The sequence below is a fragment of the Micromonospora cremea genome, from assembly GCF_900143515.1.
GTDB classification, from domain to species: domain Bacteria; phylum Actinomycetota; class Actinomycetes; order Mycobacteriales; family Micromonosporaceae; genus Micromonospora; species Micromonospora cremea.
Map to the genome: position 1 here is coordinate 741,050 of NZ_FSQT01000001.1, position 17,523 is coordinate 758,572.

Annotated in this window: 14 protein-coding genes and 1 pseudogene; 9 read left to right on the plus strand and 6 right to left on the minus strand. The window is 67.0% G+C overall.

Annotated features, from left to right (window positions below; genetic code table 11):
* Window positions 1–97 precede the first annotated feature (97 nt).
* Window positions 98–470, plus strand: a pseudogene (locus tag BUS84_RS03355) (transposase family protein); the annotation flags it as partial.
* A 102-nt stretch (window positions 471–572) separates the two neighbouring features.
* Here BUS84_RS03355 and BUS84_RS03360 read toward each other — a convergent pair.
* On the minus strand, window positions 573–974 hold the full coding sequence (locus tag BUS84_RS03360) for a hypothetical protein (protein ID WP_143728199.1): 402 nt from the start codon (window positions 972–974) through the stop codon (window positions 573–575).
* 85 nt (window positions 975–1,059) lie between these two features.
* On the opposite strand from BUS84_RS03360, the gene BUS84_RS03365 reads away from it, so the two are divergent.
* Window positions 1,060–1,476: an ASCH domain-containing protein gene (locus BUS84_RS03365; protein WP_074311983.1), complete on the plus strand. Its 417-nt coding sequence runs from the start codon at window positions 1,060–1,062 to the stop codon at window positions 1,474–1,476.
* A gap of 103 nt (window positions 1,477–1,579) precedes the next feature.
* On the opposite strand, the gene BUS84_RS03370 is transcribed toward BUS84_RS03365, so the two are convergent.
* The 3 genes from BUS84_RS03370 to BUS84_RS03375 form a co-directional block, all read right to left on the minus strand.
* Window positions 1,580–2,422 carry an IS5 family transposase gene (locus tag BUS84_RS03370; RefSeq protein ID WP_084757132.1) on the minus strand — a complete coding sequence of 281 codons (843 nt, stop codon included), beginning with the start codon at window positions 2,420–2,422 and terminating at the stop codon, window positions 1,580–1,582.
* Between the two features lie 67 nt (window positions 2,423–2,489).
* Window positions 2,490–2,648 carry a hypothetical protein gene (locus BUS84_RS38105; RefSeq protein WP_159450971.1) on the minus strand — a complete coding sequence of 53 codons (159 nt, stop codon included), beginning with the start codon at window positions 2,646–2,648 and terminating at the stop codon, window positions 2,490–2,492.
* 126 nt (window positions 2,649–2,774) lie between these two features.
* Window positions 2,775–4,238 carry an NF041680 family putative transposase gene (locus tag BUS84_RS03375; protein ID WP_074308652.1) on the minus strand — a complete coding sequence of 488 codons (1,464 nt, stop codon included), beginning with the start codon at window positions 4,236–4,238 and terminating at the stop codon, window positions 2,775–2,777.
* 234 nt (window positions 4,239–4,472) lie between these two features.
* Here BUS84_RS03375 and BUS84_RS03380 point away from each other — a divergent pair, with 234 nt between their 5' ends.
* Window positions 4,473–5,366 (plus strand): IS5 family transposase, encoded by an 894-nt coding sequence (locus tag BUS84_RS03380; protein ID WP_074308654.1) that lies wholly within the window; start codon window positions 4,473–4,475, stop codon window positions 5,364–5,366.
* Between the two features lie 57 nt (window positions 5,367–5,423).
* On the opposite strand, the gene BUS84_RS03385 is transcribed toward BUS84_RS03380, so the two are convergent.
* Complete coding sequence (locus tag BUS84_RS03385; protein WP_074308657.1) at window positions 5,424–6,788, minus strand: NAD(P)/FAD-dependent oxidoreductase; 1,365 nt, start codon at window positions 6,786–6,788, stop codon at window positions 5,424–5,426.
* A gap of 248 nt (window positions 6,789–7,036) precedes the next feature.
* Here BUS84_RS03385 and BUS84_RS03390 point away from each other — a divergent pair, with 248 nt between their 5' ends.
* Window positions 7,037–7,249: a hypothetical protein gene (locus BUS84_RS03390; protein WP_074308659.1), complete on the plus strand. Its 213-nt coding sequence runs from the start codon at window positions 7,037–7,039 to the stop codon at window positions 7,247–7,249.
* Between the two features lie 14 nt (window positions 7,250–7,263).
* Here BUS84_RS03390 and BUS84_RS03395 read toward each other — a convergent pair whose 3' ends face one another.
* Entirely contained in the window at window positions 7,264–8,625 is a 1,362-nt protein-coding gene (locus tag BUS84_RS03395) for a cytochrome P450 family protein (RefSeq protein WP_143728201.1), read from the minus strand.
* Window positions 8,626–9,152: 527 nt separating this feature from the next.
* Here BUS84_RS03395 and BUS84_RS03400 point away from each other — a divergent pair.
* The 5 genes from BUS84_RS03400 to BUS84_RS03420 all read left to right on the plus strand — a co-directional run bounded on the left by BUS84_RS03400 (window position 9,153) and on the right by BUS84_RS03420 (window position 17,486).
* The gene (locus tag BUS84_RS03400) at window positions 9,153–12,251 is read left to right on the plus strand and encodes a beta-L-arabinofuranosidase domain-containing protein (RefSeq protein ID WP_074308662.1); all 3,099 of its coding nucleotides are present in this window, start codon (window positions 9,153–9,155) and stop codon (window positions 12,249–12,251) included.
* Between the two features lie 447 nt (window positions 12,252–12,698).
* Complete coding sequence (locus BUS84_RS03405; protein ID WP_208869509.1) at window positions 12,699–13,637, plus strand: ABC transporter substrate-binding protein; 939 nt, start codon at window positions 12,699–12,701, stop codon at window positions 13,635–13,637.
* A gap of 140 nt (window positions 13,638–13,777) precedes the next feature.
* On the plus strand, window positions 13,778–15,352 hold the full coding sequence (locus BUS84_RS03410) for a sugar ABC transporter ATP-binding protein (protein WP_074308667.1): 1,575 nt from the start codon (window positions 13,778–13,780) through the stop codon (window positions 15,350–15,352).
* Window positions 15,349–16,434, plus strand: coding sequence for an ABC transporter permease (locus tag BUS84_RS03415; protein WP_074308669.1), 1,086 nt, complete (start codon window positions 15,349–15,351; stop codon window positions 16,432–16,434). The genes BUS84_RS03410 and BUS84_RS03415 overlap by 4 nt, the downstream gene beginning before the upstream one ends.
* Window positions 16,431–17,486, plus strand: coding sequence for an ABC transporter permease subunit (locus BUS84_RS03420; protein WP_084757134.1), 1,056 nt, complete (start codon window positions 16,431–16,433; stop codon window positions 17,484–17,486). The genes BUS84_RS03415 and BUS84_RS03420 overlap by 4 nt, the downstream gene beginning before the upstream one ends.
* Window positions 17,487–17,523: the final 37 nt, after the last annotated feature.

Consider the following 17,523-nt stretch of genomic DNA (forward strand, 5'->3'; position numbering starts at 1 on the left):
GACCGCATGCGTTGTCCTCAGCCCGGGCCCCGGGCATTCCCGGGGCCCGGGCCCGCTGATGGGCGTGTCAGGAGAAGTACTTGGAGACCACGCCGGCGTCGCCATCGACGCCCACACCCGCCTCGTGGTGGCCCTCGGCGACCCGCAACCCGGCAACCGCAACGACCATCGTCTACCGCACCAGCGGCATCGACCAGAAGCTGGCCGGACGGCCCGTCATGGCCGACGGCGCCTACCGCGGCAACCCAGAGGTGATCATCCCGTACCGCAAGCCAGCCGACGGCAGCGAGCTACCCGAGTGGAAGGCCGACCTGAACAGACAGCACCGCACCGTCCGAGCACAGGTGGAACACGCCCTGGCCAGGATGAAGTGCTTCAAGATCCTGCGCGACTACCGCCGCGCCGCCCACACATTGACCGACGCTGCTTCCGGCATCGCCCATCTCCACAACATCATCCTCGCCGGCTGAACCGCAAGCCCGGGCGGGGCAACACCTTCAGCGAGTTACGAGACGTCCTTTAGGCACGTCCGCTGCGCCGGCCACTGCGTCGGGCCGCGCTGTTTTAGCCGCCTACCAGCTTGCCGTCCAGGTGTACCAGCTTCCCTCGATCAGTTCGAACTGCGGCGCCTCCCAGGCACCGTTTCCAAGGTCACCGTTCGGACCAGCAGGGAAGTAACCCCACCCGGAATCGTCGAAGCCAGGGCTCTCGCCGTAGAAGATGTAGCCGCCCGTCACACCGTACGACCCGAGAATGCGACACGAGCCGATCTTGCTAGGTGCGTCGACCGGGTCGTACGCCTCTGAGTCGGTCGGCGGTGCCGGTAGCTTCGCCACCACCTGGTCGAATGTCGCGCGGTCAAAAGAGCACCCTGGGCGGATGACCTGCGGCAGTACGACGACGAGCACGGTCGCCACAACCACGGCGACCACGGCCGTAACCCCGATGATCCACCACCAGCGCGCGATTCGCATTCACAGAGTCTGCCTGCTGTTGGGTGTCGGGGCCAGCGAGGCGATGAGCATTGATCAACGCGAGCGGGTTTCGTACCATCTCCCGATGGGACATGACGATCTTCCGACTCTTGAACTGGCTTTTCCCGGACCAGAACGTGACCGTGGCGTGGCGGCGATCCTGAGCGGTCAGAAGACCGCGCTCACGGGCCTCCTGGAAATTTATGAGCACGCCGGAGAGGCAGTGCCGCAGACCGGCCAGCGGTTCTCAGTGCTCGATTCCGATGGTCGTCCGGCCGTCACTATCGAGTTCGTCGACGTACGGGTCGTTCCCATGAACGAAATCGACGATGACTTCGCGCGAGCCGAGGGGCGCGGCTACTCCGACGTTGCACAGTGGCGAACAGCCCACGAAGAGTTCTTCCAGAGCGATGGCGTGAGCGAGTTCCTGGGTCGCACCCCCGTCATTGACGATGACACTCTCGTCGTTGCCGAACGCTTCCGAGTGGTCAAGCCTGTGTGATCGGTGGCTGGCATCCGGCACGACGAGAGTCCGGGAGGATCAGCTGGACAGGGTGTAACCCGCTGCAGGCCAATTGGCTAAGAGCGTGTTTGAGATGGGCTGATCAGGTCCAGATGAAGGTGCGTCGGGCTGGGCGTCGGGCGGGTCGACCCCGGGTGATGCGGCGTGCGATGCCGGCGATGGCGGCCCAGCGGATGATGGCTTCGGAGACCTCGGGGTGGCGTTCGTAGTCGCGGGCCAGTCGGCGGCAGGCGGTGAGCCAGGCCAGAGTGCGTTCGACGACCCAGCGGCGGGGATGCACGGCGAAGCCGCGCTGGTCGGTGGGCTTGCGGACGATCTCGAGGGTGGTGCGCAGGATGTCGCGGGTCCAGTCGACGAGTCGTCCGGTGAAGCCCTGGTCGGCGAAGACGTGTCGGATCGGGGCGGCCATGTAGGCGCTGAGCAGAGCGGTCTTGGCGCCGTCGCGGTCCTGCCAGCTTGCGGCGAGGACAGTCACGGTGACCAGCAGGCCCAAGGTGTCGGTGACGATGAACCGCTTGCGGCCGTTGACCTTCTTCCCGGCGTCGTAGCCCCGGCTGTCTCGGCCGACGGTGTCAGCGCCCTTCACTGACTGGGAGTCAATGATTCCCGCCGACGGCTGCGGCTCGCGGCCCTGCTGCACCCGCGCCTTGATACGCAGCGCCGCCAGGAGCTTCTCCGTCACGCCGGCGTCTTCCCACCGGGTGAAGTACCAGTACACCGTCTGCCACGGCGGAAGATCCGCCGGCAGATACCGCCACGGACACCCAGCCCGCACCACATACAGGATCGCGTTGACGATCTCCCGACGAGGATGCTTTTCCCGCCGCCCGTCCGTGTTTGGCTCCGGCAGCAGCGCCTCGATCAGCGCCCACTGGGCATCGGTCAGGTCCGAGGGATAACCACGACGAGCAGACACCCGAGCCACCCTGCCCGCTGAAGATCCTCGGGGTCACGCCAACACGCCGTCCACAACAGACCTTCTCAAACACGCTCTAAGCGATCCCGAGGACGGCGACCCTGGCGTCGGCGGTCTTGATGCCGACCACCGCGATAGCCTGGCCGGAGCGGCGCAGGGCCAGCCCGGCACGGCCGTTGACAGCCTCGATCGTCAGTTCGGCGTCCGGTTGCCCGTCCAGCAGGACCGCGGCCATCTGGGCAACTCTTCCGCGCCGTGAATGGGACTCATCGCGGCGGGCAGCAGCCCGCGCCGTCGCACACCGCGATCGCGTCAGCGTCCAGGGCCGCCCGGAGCGCGGCGATGTCTCCTAACTTGATCTTTAACCTGTGCGGCGTGGACGGGGATTGACGGACTTCGTCTTCTTCGCGGCGGGTGTCTTGGCGTTCGTGGTGGTCGCGATGTGGACGTCGTAGCGCGGGGTGGGGTGGTTGTTGCGGCGGCCGGGTGGTCGCCCCGGGCCTGGCCGGGAGGGTTTGGGTGCGCCGGCCGGACTGGTGGTCTTCGCGCGCAGGTGCCGAAACCCTCGGCGGACGCGGGCGGGCGAGAGACGCTCGGGTGGTGCGGGTTTCTCCCAGGGGCGGCGCAGGTCGGCGGCGAGGGCGCGGGCCAGCCGGAGTTGGGTGTAGGCGGCGAGGATCATCCAGGTCCAGCGGTCGGCGGCTTGCGGGGTGCGGATCTTGGGGCAGGTCCAGCCGAGGGTCTGTTTGAACAGGCGGAATGTGTGTTCGATGTCGAAGCGGCGCAGGAACGTCTGCCAGAGCCGGTCGACATCAGCGCTGGTGGCGTCGACGCCGGAGCACCACAGCCAGACCGGCTTCGGGGTCGCGCCGCTGGGTAGGTGGTCGACTTCCAGGCGGATGACGGTTCCCTCGATGACCGGCAGTGCCTTCGCCGAGTCGATCCAGGCGTTGCGGTGGGTCAGCCGGGGGTGCAGCCGGTCCCAGGCTCGGGCCCACGCCGTGCCGTAGAGGCGGGTGTCGGCAACGGTGGCTGCGTTCGGTTCACCCCAGGTCGCGGGGTCGCCGAAGATGAACTCGCCGCCGTGCCGGGGTGGCCGGCCGATCGTCCCGGGCTGCCGAGGTGGCACGGCCCGGCGGAGTACTCGGTCTGAGCGCATCCGCGCGAGGATCTGCACGGGCAGGTCACGCAGGAGGAACGCCAGCCGGGGCGCGTCGTAGCCGGCGTCGGCCACGACCAGGATGTCCAGGTCACCGGGCTGCCACTGCCCGGCCGCGATCAGACGACCCACGATGTCCCGCAGCTGCCCAGCGGTGACCGTGGCCGCGTCATCACCAGGCGCCAGCCGCACCGCGTCCAGCGGCGCGGTCCACGAACTGCGACCCGATTCCAGGGCCACGACCATCGAATACGGCCAGCCCGGGATCATGATGCTCTGATCCTTGCCGCGGCCGTAGGTGTGACACAGGATCCGCTGCGGTGAGGTGTGAGCGTCCGGCCGCAGCCAGCAGGTGACGTCCACCGCCAGGACCAACCGGCCGTCGGCTGCCCGCGGCAACGGCACCGCCGCCAAAGCGGTGCGCAGCCGATCGATGTCCAGTCGCCCGCACGCGAGGGCGTCATACAACGCCCCGTGACCGCGACGGTGTTCACCCACCAGCGACAACTCCACCAGCGACCGGACCGGCCCGTCGGCGCACAACACCGCGTCCGTCAGGTCGAACAACGCGTCAGCCCGCGCCGTCAGACATCCGTAGAACTCCCGCCGGAACCTGTCCAACTCCCCGACCACACCCGCCGGACCACGGTCATGCACACTGGTCACCAGAACAGCCCTTGGTTATTGATGTTCTTCCCTAGACAAGAAGATCATCAACCAAGGGCTGTTTCCGTGCTCGGTCGGGGTCTCAACAGGACCCACGAGGTTAAAGATCAAGCTAAGGCGTGTTTCGTAAGTCGAGGGATCCGTACGAAGTCACGGCGTGGCGATGGTCGATAACTGAAGAGGTCTCCGGTATCTGGTTCTGCGACCAAGCAAGAACTTCATACCGGAGACCTCGTGCCCAGCGTAGCGGTGACGAGGCGGCATGACCTGACCGACAGGCAGTGGGCTGTTCTGGCCCTGCTGTTGCCTGCCGCGCCGGCGACAGGTCGTCCGCCGAAGTGGGAGAAACGGCAGCTCATCGACGGGATCCGGAGGCGGATCCGGATCGGTGCCCCATGGCGGGACGTCCCGGGCGAGTACGCGCCCTGGCAGACGATCTACGGCCTGTTCCGCCGCTGGCAGCGTGACGGAACCTGGGACAAGATCCTGTCCGCGTTGCAGGCGGCCGGCGACGCGCAGGACCGGATCGCCTGGACGGTGAGCGTGGACTCGATGACCAGCCGCGCCCACCAGCACGCCGCCGGCGCCCGCACCGACGGCCATCTGCAGAAGGAAACACCCGGCGGTGTGCACGACGAACCCGCCGACCACGCGCTGGGCCGGTCCCGCGGCGGGCTGACCACCAAAACTCATCTGGCCTGCGAGCAGGGACAGAAGGTCCTCTCCCTGACCGTGACCGCCGGGCACCGTGGAGACAGCCCGCAGTTCATCCCCGTCCTGCGCCGCATCCGCGTGACCCGCCTCGGTGTCGGCCGGCCCCGCACCTGCCCCGACCTGGTCCTGGCCGACAAGGCCTACACCAGCCGCGGCAACCGCAGATACCTGCGCTCACGCGGGATCAAGGCCTGCATCCCCAGCAAGAAGGACCAGGACGCCCACCGCAAGGCCAAAGGCTCCAACGGTGGCCGCCCACCCGCGTTCGACAAGGATCTCTACCGGCTACGCCACGCCGTTGAGAACGGCATCAACCGGCTCAAACGCCACCGCGGCGTTGCCACTCGCTACGACAAACTCGCCGTCCGCTTCCAAGCCGTCCTGACCATCACCATCATCACCGAGTGGCTCTGACCCGCTTATGAAACACGCCTTAGCCGGCAGGCCTCGGCGAACCTGCGCACGACATCGTCATGCCGATTGAACATGCTGGGACCGGATAGGCGGCTGCGCGGGTGGCTCCACCGGTTCGTCGCCGGTGACGAATGCGCGGCGGGGATCCTGCACCGAGGCCAGCGAGACGATGTCGCGGCCGAACAACGCGGCGGTCAGCCAGACCGCCAGCACCCGGGTTTTCCGTTCCCAGCTCGGTACGGCGAGGACGTGGTACCCCCGGTGCATCAGCCAGGCCGGCAGCCCCTTGATAACGATGCCCCGGTACTGGAAGATGCCCCGACCGAGGCCCAGCGTGGCGACGGTGCCGAGGCTGTGATGCACGTACTGCTTCGGCTTCCGCCCGCGGAGGGTGGCCACGATGTTCCTCGCCAGAAGCTTTCCCTGCCGCACGGCGTGCTGGGCGTTCGGCACCGTCACGGCGCCGGGCCGGCTCACGGCAAGGTCCGGAATCGCCGCGTCGTCGCCGGCACCCCAGGCGTCCGGCACCGGTTCGCTCTCGGTGCCGACCCGCAGGTCGGCTCGTACGATCAGCATCCCGCGCCCGTCGATGGGCAGATCGGTGTGGCTGCGCACCATCGGATTGGCGGCGTTGCCGACGGTCCACACGATCAGATCGGAGTCGAATTCCTCTCCGGTCGACAGCACCACGTGACCGTCGCGCGCGGAGATCAATTGGGCATTGAGGTGTATGCGTGCGCCGCGCTTCTCCAGCGACCGCACTACCCATTGCCCGGGTCCGTCGGAGACCTCGGGAAGGATCCGGTCCCGGGCCTCCACCAGGTGGAACTGCAGCTCGGCAGGGTTCAGCTCGGGGTACGCCCGCATCAGCGATGTCGCCAGGGACAGCAGCTCACCGAAGCCCTCGACGCCGGAGAACCCACCGCCCACGAACGTCACGGTGAGCAGCCGCCGGCGCAGCGGCCCCGGCTCGAGCGTCGAGGCCCGGTCGAAGGCGGTCAGCAGCCGATCCCGGATCGCCACCGCCTCCTCGACGTGCTTCATACCGATCGCCTGCTCCGCCACGCCGGGAATGGCCAGCTTGCGGGTCACCGCGCCGGCGGTGACGACGATGATGTCGTAGCCGAGCGCGAACTCTGGACCCTCGGCCGGCTGCACAGTAGCCGTCCGGTGTGCATGATCGACCGCGACGACCGTACCCGAAATGAGCGTGGCCCGGCGTAGGTGCCGGCGCAGCGACACCGCGGCGTGTCGCGCCTCGACCGATCCGGCCAGCACCTCGGGGAGAAACGGCTGATACGTCATGTACGGGCGCGGATCGACCACGACGACCCGTGCCTCGTCCCGCCGAAGCTTCTTCTCCAGCTTCCAGGCCGTGTAGAAGCCAGCGTAGCCGCCGCCGGCCACCAGAATCGTTCGCACGGTGTCCTCTGTTTCTCTCGCACTCGACACCTATATGACCAGGTAGCGCGCTGGTTTGTGACGTCGGCGGATCAGGCCAGTCCGGACACCGCTGAGGTCCTTCTCGGGGTTCATTATCCACAGCACGTGATGCCCTCGATCGAGGCGCTGACCATGAGCACGGCGGCCAAGGTGCCGTCGCGCCGCAGCACGGCGAGGTCTGGCCGTTCGTGTTCGCCCACCCCACGTCGAGGCCGTCCCAGAACCACGTGATCGCGATCAGGAACTTCGCCACGCGCACCACTCCCGCCAGCGGCCGGCGGGCGACGCCCAACGCGCCGTTGCCGTCGGAGAGGCTGGTCACGTTCGCCGCGAAGAGCCGCTCCAGCGCGGTCATGTCGCCCGAGCGGGCGGCCGCGATGAACGTGGTCAGCAGCTCCCGTTGTGCGGTGGTGTTCGCTGGTGTGCGCGGGACGGCGTGACCGAGCGTCCCGCTTCAAACCTCCAGCGGCAGTCCGTCGTGATGTAGACGAAAGCCGTCAAGAACAGCGGGATCGACCGCGAGACGCAGGTCAGGAAGCTGTTGCGCGATTCGTTCGAACATGATCCGGCTCTCCAGCCGGGCCAGGTGGGCGCCGAGGCAGAAGTGGATCCCGTGCCCGAAGGCGATGTGCTTGCGAACGTCGGTGCGGTGGATGTCGAACACGTGCGGCCGGTCGAACACTGTGGGGTCACGGTTGGCTCCCCACAACGACAATCCCACGCGGTCGAACGCAGGGATCCGCCCACCAGCTATCTCGACGTCCTCGAGGGCAAATCGCGGTGGCACGATCTCGACCGGGCCCCGGAACCGGAGTGTCTCCTCGACCACCGCTGCCGCCAGCAGCGGATCGTCCCGCAGTGCCTGCCATTGGTCGGGATGGGTGAGCAGGAGTCGAATGCCGTTGCTGATCAGGTCGACGGTTGTCTCCTGGCCGGCGATGAGCAGCAGCTGCACCAGCGCCACCAGTTCGTCCCGGTCGAGTCGGTCGCCCTGTTCCTCGTGGGCCACCAGTTGCGATATCAGGTCATCGGCGGGGACGGCCCGCCGCCGGGCCGCCAGCTCGTCGAGGTATGCCGCGAATGCCAGCGTGGCGGCCGAGCTGTCGATGCTGGCCGACACGATCGCCGCCGACCAGGCGCGGAACTGTGGCCGGTCCGGTTCCGGAATGCCGATTAGCTCGGCGATGACGTTGACCGGCACCGGGTCGGCAAGGTCGGCGATCCCGTCGATCCGTCCCTGCTGGCGCGCCCGCGCGACCAGCCGGTCGGCGAGTTGGCTGATCCACGGCTCCAACCGGGCCACTGCCCGTGCCGTGAAGCCGCCGCTGACCAGCCCTCGCAGGCGGGTGTGGTCGGGCGGATCAAGGCTGATGAGCTGGCGGGCCTCGATCCTCGCTACCTCCGACAGTTCGTGCCAGGCGGGTTGCCTACCGCCGGGGCAACGCCGGTGAACCTCGTGTCCGATCGCCGGGTGACGCAGCCCTTCCAGCACATCGGCATGTCCGGCGATCACCCAGAACCGGTTGCCTGCGGGATCGATCTGAAGGACCGGCCTGCCAGTGGCTCGCACCCGGTCGTAGAACCTGTGCGGGTCACGGCGCACCACCGGATCCCACAACTCCGAGACGCCGAACTCGGTGGCCACGTCGCCTCCATGAGCGGGAAGTGCACTGTGTGCTCCGGTCGCCTTGCGCATCCTGTCGGATGGCGCACGCCTGGTCACCACGTCGTACGTCTGGCTTCGGAGCGGACGGCTGACGGCCGACCAGCCAGGCCGGTTGAGCGCTAACATAGAGATCTTTCCGGCACGTGTCAATCGAGAGTTTTTGCTTGCCCGACGGCACTGCCGACCTTAGAGTTAGCGCTCACATTGGTTGGTGATCAAGGCCCCCCGCCGCTGACTCAGCGCCTTCCGTGGGCCGCCGCGGGCACCGGCGTCTGTGGGCCAGCACAACGGTTTAGTGGAGGAGCTTCGATGAGATAGCGCCAACCCATCGACGAGCCTTGTCACGGCTTGGAGGGCGGAACGCGCCGAGCACCGCGGCGTCCCTCCTTGCAGTCGCCGGGCTCGCGCCGCACGCATGACACCTGCACACGAGACGGACCGCCACGGGGGCCAACCGTCGACAACTCCCTGAACGACTACCCCAACACGCCCAGCGGCATCCCGCCCGCTACTGGCCGACCGCTGTCATCCGGGCCCATCATTCGCTCGGTCATCGCTACCTCCGTCCGGCATGACAGCTGACCACCCCGGCCGAGGCCCATCCATCAAGCGGATCGACCGCGAGCAAGAGGCTGGCCGAGCGGTCAGTACGGACCGACATGTGAGGACGATTCCAAGTGACCCAACCCGACAAGCGCCCCATCAGTCGGCGCAAAGTTCTTCAGGCATCAGCCATCGGTGTGGCCGCGGCGGCCACCGCAGGCGCGTTGCCGGCGACAGCCGCCGAGGCGGCACCAGCCGTCGAGGCGACAGCAGGCCTGACCGCGCTCGCCGCGACCCCGGCCGATCTCGGCCCCGGCGCTACCGCCCCGGTCAGGCCGTTCCAGCTGCGGGACGTGAAGCTGGGCGACGGCCTGCTCCAGGAGAAGCGTGACCGCATGAAGGCCTGGCTCCGGCAGTTCGACGAGCGGCGCTTCCTTGTGCTGTTCAACAACCAGGCTGGTCGGCCGAACCCGGCGGGCGTCTCCGTCCCGGGGGGCTGGGAGGACGGTGGTCTGCTCAGCGGTCACTGGGCCGGCCACTTCATGACGGCCTTGGCGCAGGGCTACGCCGACCTTGGCGAGCCGATCTTCAAGAGCAAGCTCGACTGGATGGTCGATGAGCTCGCGGCGTGCCAGGCCGCGATCACCGCGCGGATGGGCGATGGTGGTCCGGGCGATGAGGAGCCGCAGGAGCCGCAGATCGGCCGGGTGCCGGGCCGCTTCGGCAGCGCGCTGCGCCTGAACGGCCCCAGCCGCGCGCAGCACGTGACCCTGCCGCAGGAGGCGATCAGCCAGCTCGCCGACTTCACGATCGCCACCTGGGTGAACCTCGGCTCCACCCAGAGCTTTAGCCGGCTGTTCGATTTCGGTCAGAACACCACGGTCAACATGTTCCTGACTCCGCGCGCCGGTGTCACCGGCAACGTGCCGCGGTTCGCGATCACGGTCAGCGGCAGCGGTGGCGAGCAACGGATCGACGGTAACGCGGCGTTGCCGACCAACCAGTGGGTGCACCTGGCCGTCACCCTCACCCAGCAGACTGGCACGCTGTACGTCAACGGTCAGCAGGCCGGCCAGAACACGAACATGACCCTCAGCCCGGCCAACCTCGGGAACCCCGGCAACCGGTGGATCGGGCGGTCGCAGTACGGCGATGCGTTCCTGGACGCGAGCATCGACGAGTTCCACATCTTCGACCGGGCCCTGAGCCAGGCCGAGGTCCAGTCGATGCTGGACTCGCCGACCGGGAGCACCGCCGGCGGGTCGATCGCCTGGTACCGGTTCGAGGAGCAGGGCGGTACCGCGATCAAGGACGCCTCGCCCAACGGCCGGGACGGCGGCATCGTCGTGGCCCAGAGCAGCGGGGCCGCCGACTGGGTGCCGACCCACCCGGGTTATCTGGGCGCGCTGCCGGAGGACACGGTGCTGCGGCTCGGTCCGCCGCGGTGGGCCGTCTACGGCGGCAACGCGGCTACCAACACGTGGGCGCCGTGGTACACGCAGCACAAGATCATGCGTGGTCTGCTCGACGCGTATTACCACACCGACAACCACAAGGCCCTCGACGTCGTGGTCAAGATGGCCGACTGGGCGCACCTCGCGCTGACCATCGGGGACAAGAACCACCCCGCGTACGCGGGCCCGATCACCCGGGACAACCTGAACTACATGTGGGACCTTTACATCGCCGGCGAGTCCGGCGGCGCGAACGAGGTGTTCCCCGAGATCTACGCGCTCACCGGCGACGCGAAGCACCTGGACACCGCCAAGCGTTTCGACAACCGCGAGTCGCTCTTCGACGCCTGCGTCGAGAACCGCGACATCCTGGTCACGACGCCGGCCACCAGGCCCGGTCGGCGCCGCCCGGATCGGCTGCACGTCAACATGCACATGCCGCAGTTCGTCGGCTACATGCGTGTCTACGAGCACAGCGGGGACCCCGAGTACTTCCAGGCCGCCAAGAACTTCTTCGGCATGCTCGTGCCGCACCGCAGGTACGCACACGGTGGTTTGGGCGGCAACTACCCCGGCTCCAACAACAACACCGAGTTGTTCCAGAACCGGGACAACATCGCGAACTCGATCGCCCAGGGCGGCGCGGAAACCTGCAGCGCGTACAACCTGCTCAAGCTGGCCCGCAATCTGTTCCTGCACGAGCACGACCCGGCGTACATGGACCACTACGAGCGGGGGCTGTTCAACCAGATCGCCGGCTCGCGGGCCGACACGACCAGCGTCAGCAACCCACAGGTCACCTACTTCCAACCGTTGACCCCGGGCATCACCCGCAGCTACGGCAACACCGGGACCTGCTGCGGCGGGACGGGCCTGGAGAACCACACCAAGTACCAGGAGACGGTCTACTTCAAGTCCGCCGACGGCAACACCCTGTGGGTCAACCTGTACGTACCGTCGACCCTCACCTGGGCCGAGAAGGGCTTCGTCGTCACTCAGGAGACCAACTACCCGCGCGAGGACCACACCAAGCTGACCGTCAACGGCAGCGGGCCGCTCGACATCAAGCTGCGGGTGCCGGGCTGGGTCCAGAAGGGCTTCCACGTCACCATCAACGGCGTCAGCCAGGACGTCGACGCGAAACCCGCCAGCTACCTGACGTTGAGCCGTACCTGGGCGCCGGGCGACACCATCGAAATCCGGATGCCGTTCAGCATCCGGATCGAACGGGCGATCGACCGTCCCGACACGCAGTCGATCTTCTGGGGGCCCCTCCTCATGCAGATCCTCGGCAACCCCGGCAGCGGCAACTACCGCGAACTGTCCCTCTACCGCCACCTCAAGCGCGACGGAGACTACTCCCGCGCGGCGATCACCCAGGCCAGCACCACGGCGGGGGGTGACCTGCTCTTCACCACCCACGGCTTCAACCTGCGGCCGTACCACATCGGCGACACCCAGGCCGCCTCGTCGTACTTCCGGCGGATCGAGCCGACGATCGTGTTCGGGTCGGTCGACACCGGCGTACCGAACCACAAGCGCAACGACGGCCTGCCGAACTACGACGTACCCGTGCAGGGAATCACCTCACCCGGCACCGACGGCCCGACCTTCCTCGACCTGGTCTGGGATGAGGCGCCCTTCGAGAATCACGGCCAGTTCGTCAGCACCGTCACCCGCATCGCCGAGGAGTTCCTCGATGCGGGCGTCTTCACCGCCGCGGAGAATGACCTCATCGTCTCCCACGCAGCCCGGTCGAACAACGAACTCGCTCCATAGGAGACACCGGCCGTCGTCGAATCCGCCCACCAAAGGCCGCGGCCCGATCGACTCGAGTCGACCGGGCCGCGGTATCGCCCACATTCCGCTGGGCAAACGCCTTGACGCTCAATAACGCCCGGCAATTTCGTGGGCAGCAATCGCTATTTCAACCACGCCGCGCAGTCCCTGGGCGGCGCAGTAACCGTGCTCCGGTTCGAACTGGCAACTCCCGGTTACAGCTCCTATCGGTCGCACGAACCCGTCATTTCAACCGATTCCAATGAGGCTTGTGTCCCGACAGTGTTAGCGATAACATCTGCTCGCTTGTCAGCGCACACCGAACGCGACTGCACGATATTGACCACCACCCGGCTCGGGACTGCGTCGAGCCGATTTTGAGGAGGAGACCAGATGGCGAGGAACAGGAGATTCCGCCGGCTACTCAGCGTCGTTAGCGCGGGAGTCATGGCGATTGGCCTGTCGGCGTGTTCCAGCGGTGGAGACGACACCGGCGCAGGCGACGAGCTGACCACGATCGGCTTTGTGGCCGTCGGTCCGGAGGGTGCATGGCGGCAGGCCAACGAGGCCAACATGCAGGAGACCTTCACCAAGGAGGCCGGCTTCGACCTGAAGTACGCCCCGGCTACGAACCTGGACCAGAAGTCGCAGATCGACGCGTTCACGTCCTTTGTGGACGAGGGCGTGGATGTCATCCTGCTGTCGGCGACGGAGGGCTCGGGCTGGGAGGACTCGCTCAAGCGCGCCCAGGAGGCGGAGATTCCCGTCATCCTGATCGACCGTGGCATCGAGCCCGACGCGACCGACCTCTACGCCACCCGCATCGCGCCCGACAACTTGCAGGTCAGCAAGTCGGTCGCCGGATGGGCCGCGGAGACCTTCCCCCAGGGGGCGAACTACTTCGTGATCGAGGGGCCCGCGGGCGTCTCCGTCGTCAACGAGCGCAACCGTGGCTGGAACGAGACGATCGGCGCGAAGACCGAGTTCAAGAAGCTCGGCGCGCAGACGGCCAACTGGTCGACGGAGGAGGCGAAGAGCGTCTTCGAGACGGTGCTCAAGTCGAACAAGAACAACGTCCAGCTCGTCTTCGCGCAGAACGACGAGATGGGCCTCGGCGCTGTCCTCGCTGTCGAGGAGGCTGGCCTGGTGCCCGGCAAGGACGTGAAGATCGCCACGATCGACGGCACGCACAACGCCGTCCAGGCGCTGGCGGACGGCAAGCTGAGCTTCGTCGCGGAGTACAACCCGTTGTTCGGTGAGACGGCCCTGGACGCGGTGAAGAAGGTTCTCGCTGGTGACAAGGTCGAGCCGTACATCATCGTGCCGAGCCTGACGTTCAACTCGCCGGATGCGGCCAAGACGGCGCTGCCCAGCCGGAAGTACTAGTTCCGGGCGGCGCCCGATCGGCCCCGATCTGGGCCGGCGGTGCCGGGGCCTTCCGAACCGGGGGAGGCCCCGGCACCGCGTGACATCACCACTGCGAGTCGATCGTGGTGGTTGCAGGCGGCAGCTGCGAGGTAGGGAAAATGACAGGATCACCACCGATCGTCGAGATGCAGGGCATCTCCATCGCGTTCCCCGGGGTGAAGGCGCTCGACAACGTCGACTTCCGACTCTTTCAGGGGGAAGTCCACACCCTGATGGGTGAGAACGGCGCCGGCAAGTCCACTCTCATCAAAGCGCTGACAGGCGTCTATCGGATCGATGCCGGGTCCATCCTGATCGCGGGGCAGGGGCGGCGCCTGAACGGCACCGCCGACGCCCAGGCGGCGGGCATCTCCACCGTGTACCAGGAGGTGAACCTGTGTACGAACCTGACGATCGGTGAGAACGTCATGCTCGGACACGAGGTGCGCGGCCGGATCGGCGTGAACTGGCGGGCCACCAACAAGGCGGCGACGGAAGCGCTCGCCAAGCTGGGGCTCGGGCATCTCAACCCGCGCCGACCCCTTTCCAGTGTCTCGCTGGCGATGCAGCAGCTGGTGGCGATCAGCCGGGCGATGGTCACGGACTCCAAGGTGCTCATCCTCGACGAGCCCACGTCGAGCCTCGACGCGAACGAGGTCGACGGGCTGTTCCGGGTGATCCGCCGGCTGCGTGACCAGGGGGTGGCGATCCTCTTCGTGTCGCACTTCCTCGATCAGGTGTACGCGATCAGTGATCGCCTGACGGTGCTGCGGAACGGGAAGTACGAGGGCGAGTACCTCACCCGCGAACTGGACCGCACCGTGCTCATCTCGAAGATGATCGGCAAGGATCTCGCGGCGCTGAAGTCCTTGGGATCCAACCGTCAGACCCAGGAGCGCGACCGGACCGTCATCCCCCTCGTGAAGGCGACCGGGATCGGCCGGACGGGTTCGATCGAGCCCACGGATCTGGACCTGCATCGGGGCGAGATCGTCGGGTTCGCCGGGCTACTCGGATCGGGTCGCACCGAACTCGCTCGGCTGCTCTACGGGGCGGACCGGCCGGACAGCGGCGAGGTGGAGATCGACGGAAAGAAGTCCGAGATCCACACCCCGGTCGACGGCCTCGAGCACCGCATCGCGTTCTCCACCGAAAACCGCCGTGACGAAGGCATCCTCGGCGATCTCACCGTCCGCGAAAACCTCATCCTGGCTGTTCAGGCCAAGCGAGGGTGGGCGCGGCCGCTGCCGCGCCGTGAGCAGGACGCGATCGTCAGCAAATACATGGCTGCCCTGAACGTGCGACCCGCCGACCCCGAGCGGCCGATCAAGAATCTCTCCGGCGGCAACCAGCAGAAGGTACTGCTCGGCCGTTGGCTCGCGACGAACCCGGAGCTCCTGATACTCGACGAGCCAACCCGGGGGATCGATGTGGGCGCCAAGGCCGAGATCCAGGAGAGCGTCGCGGAGCTCGCCGGAGGCGGCGTCGCTGTCGTGTTCATCTCCTCCGAGCTCGAGGAGGTGATTCGGCTGAGCGATCGCATCGTCGTCCTGAAGGACCACCGCAAGATCGGGGAGATCATCAACGGACCCGATGTCACCGCCCAGGAGGTCGTCGACATCATCGCCGCGCATGGGGAAGCCGCTCTCGAAAGCGACATCATCGATCCGGACGGGAAGGACAGCACCGCGTGAGTACGACAGAGAGGCGGACCGGCGCGGGGGGGCGAGACCTGATCCGGCGGCCTTACTTCTGGGGGATCATCGCGATCCTGTTGCTCCTCCTGGTAAACGTCCTCAAGGACCCATCCTTCCTTGCGGTTTCGGTCAACTCGGCCAACGGCAACCTGGTGGGCAACCTCCTCGACATCCTTCGGGCATCCGCGCCGATCCTGATGATCGCGGTCGGCATGTCGTTGGTCATCGCGACCGGTGGGATCGACCTGTCGGTCGGCTCCGTCATGGTCGTCGCCGGCGCGGTCTCCATGGAGTTCCTCAAGGCGAGCGGTGACTCGACCTCCAGCGGAGTGGCGCTCGGCGCACTGGGCCTGGCTCTGGCGGTGAGTGCGCTGCTGGGCGTCGTCAACGGCATCCTGGTCTCCGTCGTCGGGCTTCAGCCGTTCATCTCGACGCTCGTCATGATGCTTGCCGGCCGTGGGCTGGCGAAGGTGATCACCTCGGGGCAGAACACAGCCGCCTCCAACGGACCGTTCCGATGGATCGCGAACGGATACGTCATCGGTTTGCCGGTTGTGGTGCTGCTTGCCGTCGTGGTGGTGGTCATCGTTGCTGTCGTCGTCCGCCGCAGCGCGCTCGGTCTGATGATCGAGGCTATCGGCATCAATCCGAAGGCCAGCCGGATGGCGGGGATCAGACCGCGCGGCCTGCTCATCACGGTTTACGCGGTCAGCGGCATCCTGGCCGGGGTCGCCGGTGTCTTCGCGACGGCGAGCGTGATGACCGTCGACGTTTCCAGGACCGGATACCAGCTCGAGTTGGACGCAATCCTCGCCGTGGTGATCGGCGGCGCCTCGCTCGCCGGTGGCAAGTTCTCCATGGGCGGCGCGGTCGTCGGTGGGCTGCTGATCGCGACGCTGGACAAGACGATCGTGTTCCTCGGCGTCTCCTCCTCGGCGACGCCCGCCTTCAAGGCGGCGGTCATCATCGTGCTGTGCCTACTTCAGTCCGAGCGGGTACGAAATCTGTTCACGCAGCGCCCCGTACCAACCGCTCGCGCGCCTAAGGCTCGCGCGCCTAAGGAGAGCGTGACCGCATGACCATCACGATGCTCCCCGATCCCCCCGGGGCGGAGACGAAGTCACGGATCGGTCGGCTGACGGATGTCGCGGCGCGGACGTGGCGGACGAACCTGACCACCGTGCCGACCCTCGCGGCCGTCGTGATCTTCATCGCCATGATGATCTATGGCGAGCTCGCCTACGGGCGCATCCTGCAGTACAACACGCTGTCGAACCTGCTCATCAACAACGCCCATCTGGTGATCATCGCGGTAGGCATGACGTTCGTCATCCTGACCGGCGGAGTCGACCTGTCGGTGGGCGCCGTGATCGCGTTCTCCAGCGTCGCCGGGTTGCTCCTGGCCAACGCCGGGTGGAACCCGTGGGTCGTGATGGTGCTGATGATCGGGATCGGCACGGCCTTCGGTGTCGCGTCTGGCGTCCTGGTCCAGTACTTCAAGGTGCAGCCCTTCATCGCGACCCTCGCGATGATGTTCCTCGCCCGCGGTCTCGCCTCGACACTGAGCACCACACCCGAACGGCTCGCCGACGACTCGTCCATCAGATCGCTGGCGACGAAGTTGAAGATCATAGACGGCGAAAAGGTCAATGACCTGGTCCTGACACCGGGCGTGCTGATCGCCGTCCTCGTCGTCGTCGTCGGATTCTTCGTGCTCCACCGGACCCGAACCGGCCGCACCGTTTACGCCATCGGCGGCTCCGAGCAGTCCGCCGCGCTGATGGGCCTGCCCGTGGTACGCACCAAGCTCTGGGTGTACGCGATCAGCGGAACGCTCGCCGGCCTGGCCGCGGTCGTCTACACCTCGCGGTTGGGTATCGCGCAGAACATCACGGGCATCGGCTGGGAACTGGACGCGATCGCGGCCGTCGTGATCGGCGGCACGCTCCTGACCGGGGGCGCGGGGTACGTCCTCGGGTCGGTGGTCGGCGCGCTCGTTCTCGGTCTGATGAACGTGCTGATCACCCGGGACGGCGGGATCAGGCCGGAGGCCACGACCATCATCACCGGTGGCATCTTGCTCGTCTTCGTGCTGCTGCAGCGAGCACTGACCGCACGCAGACGCGAGTGAGGACGGTAACGATCGTGCAGGTTCGGGACTCGTTGAC

Excerpts from the sequence above, each read along its gene's own strand:
- BUS84_RS03410 (WP_074308667.1), top strand. The coding sequence starts at position 13,778 with ATGACAGGATCACCACCGATCGTCGAGATGCAGGGCATCTCCATCGCG.
- BUS84_RS03365 (WP_074311983.1), top strand. The coding sequence starts at position 1,060 with ATGGGACATGACGATCTTCCGACTCTTGAACTGGCTTTTCCCGGACCA.
- BUS84_RS03360 (WP_143728199.1), bottom strand. The coding sequence starts at position 974 with ATGCGAATCGCGCGCTGGTGGTGGATCATCGGGGTTACGGCCGTGGTC.
- BUS84_RS03405 (WP_208869509.1), top strand. The coding sequence starts at position 12,699 with ATGGCGATTGGCCTGTCGGCGTGTTCCAGCGGTGGAGACGACACCGGC.
- BUS84_RS38105 (WP_159450971.1), bottom strand. The coding sequence starts at position 2,648 with ATGGCCGCGGTCCTGCTGGACGGGCAACCGGACGCCGAACTGACGATC.
- BUS84_RS03420 (WP_084757134.1), top strand. The coding sequence starts at position 16,431 with ATGACCATCACGATGCTCCCCGATCCCCCCGGGGCGGAGACGAAGTCA.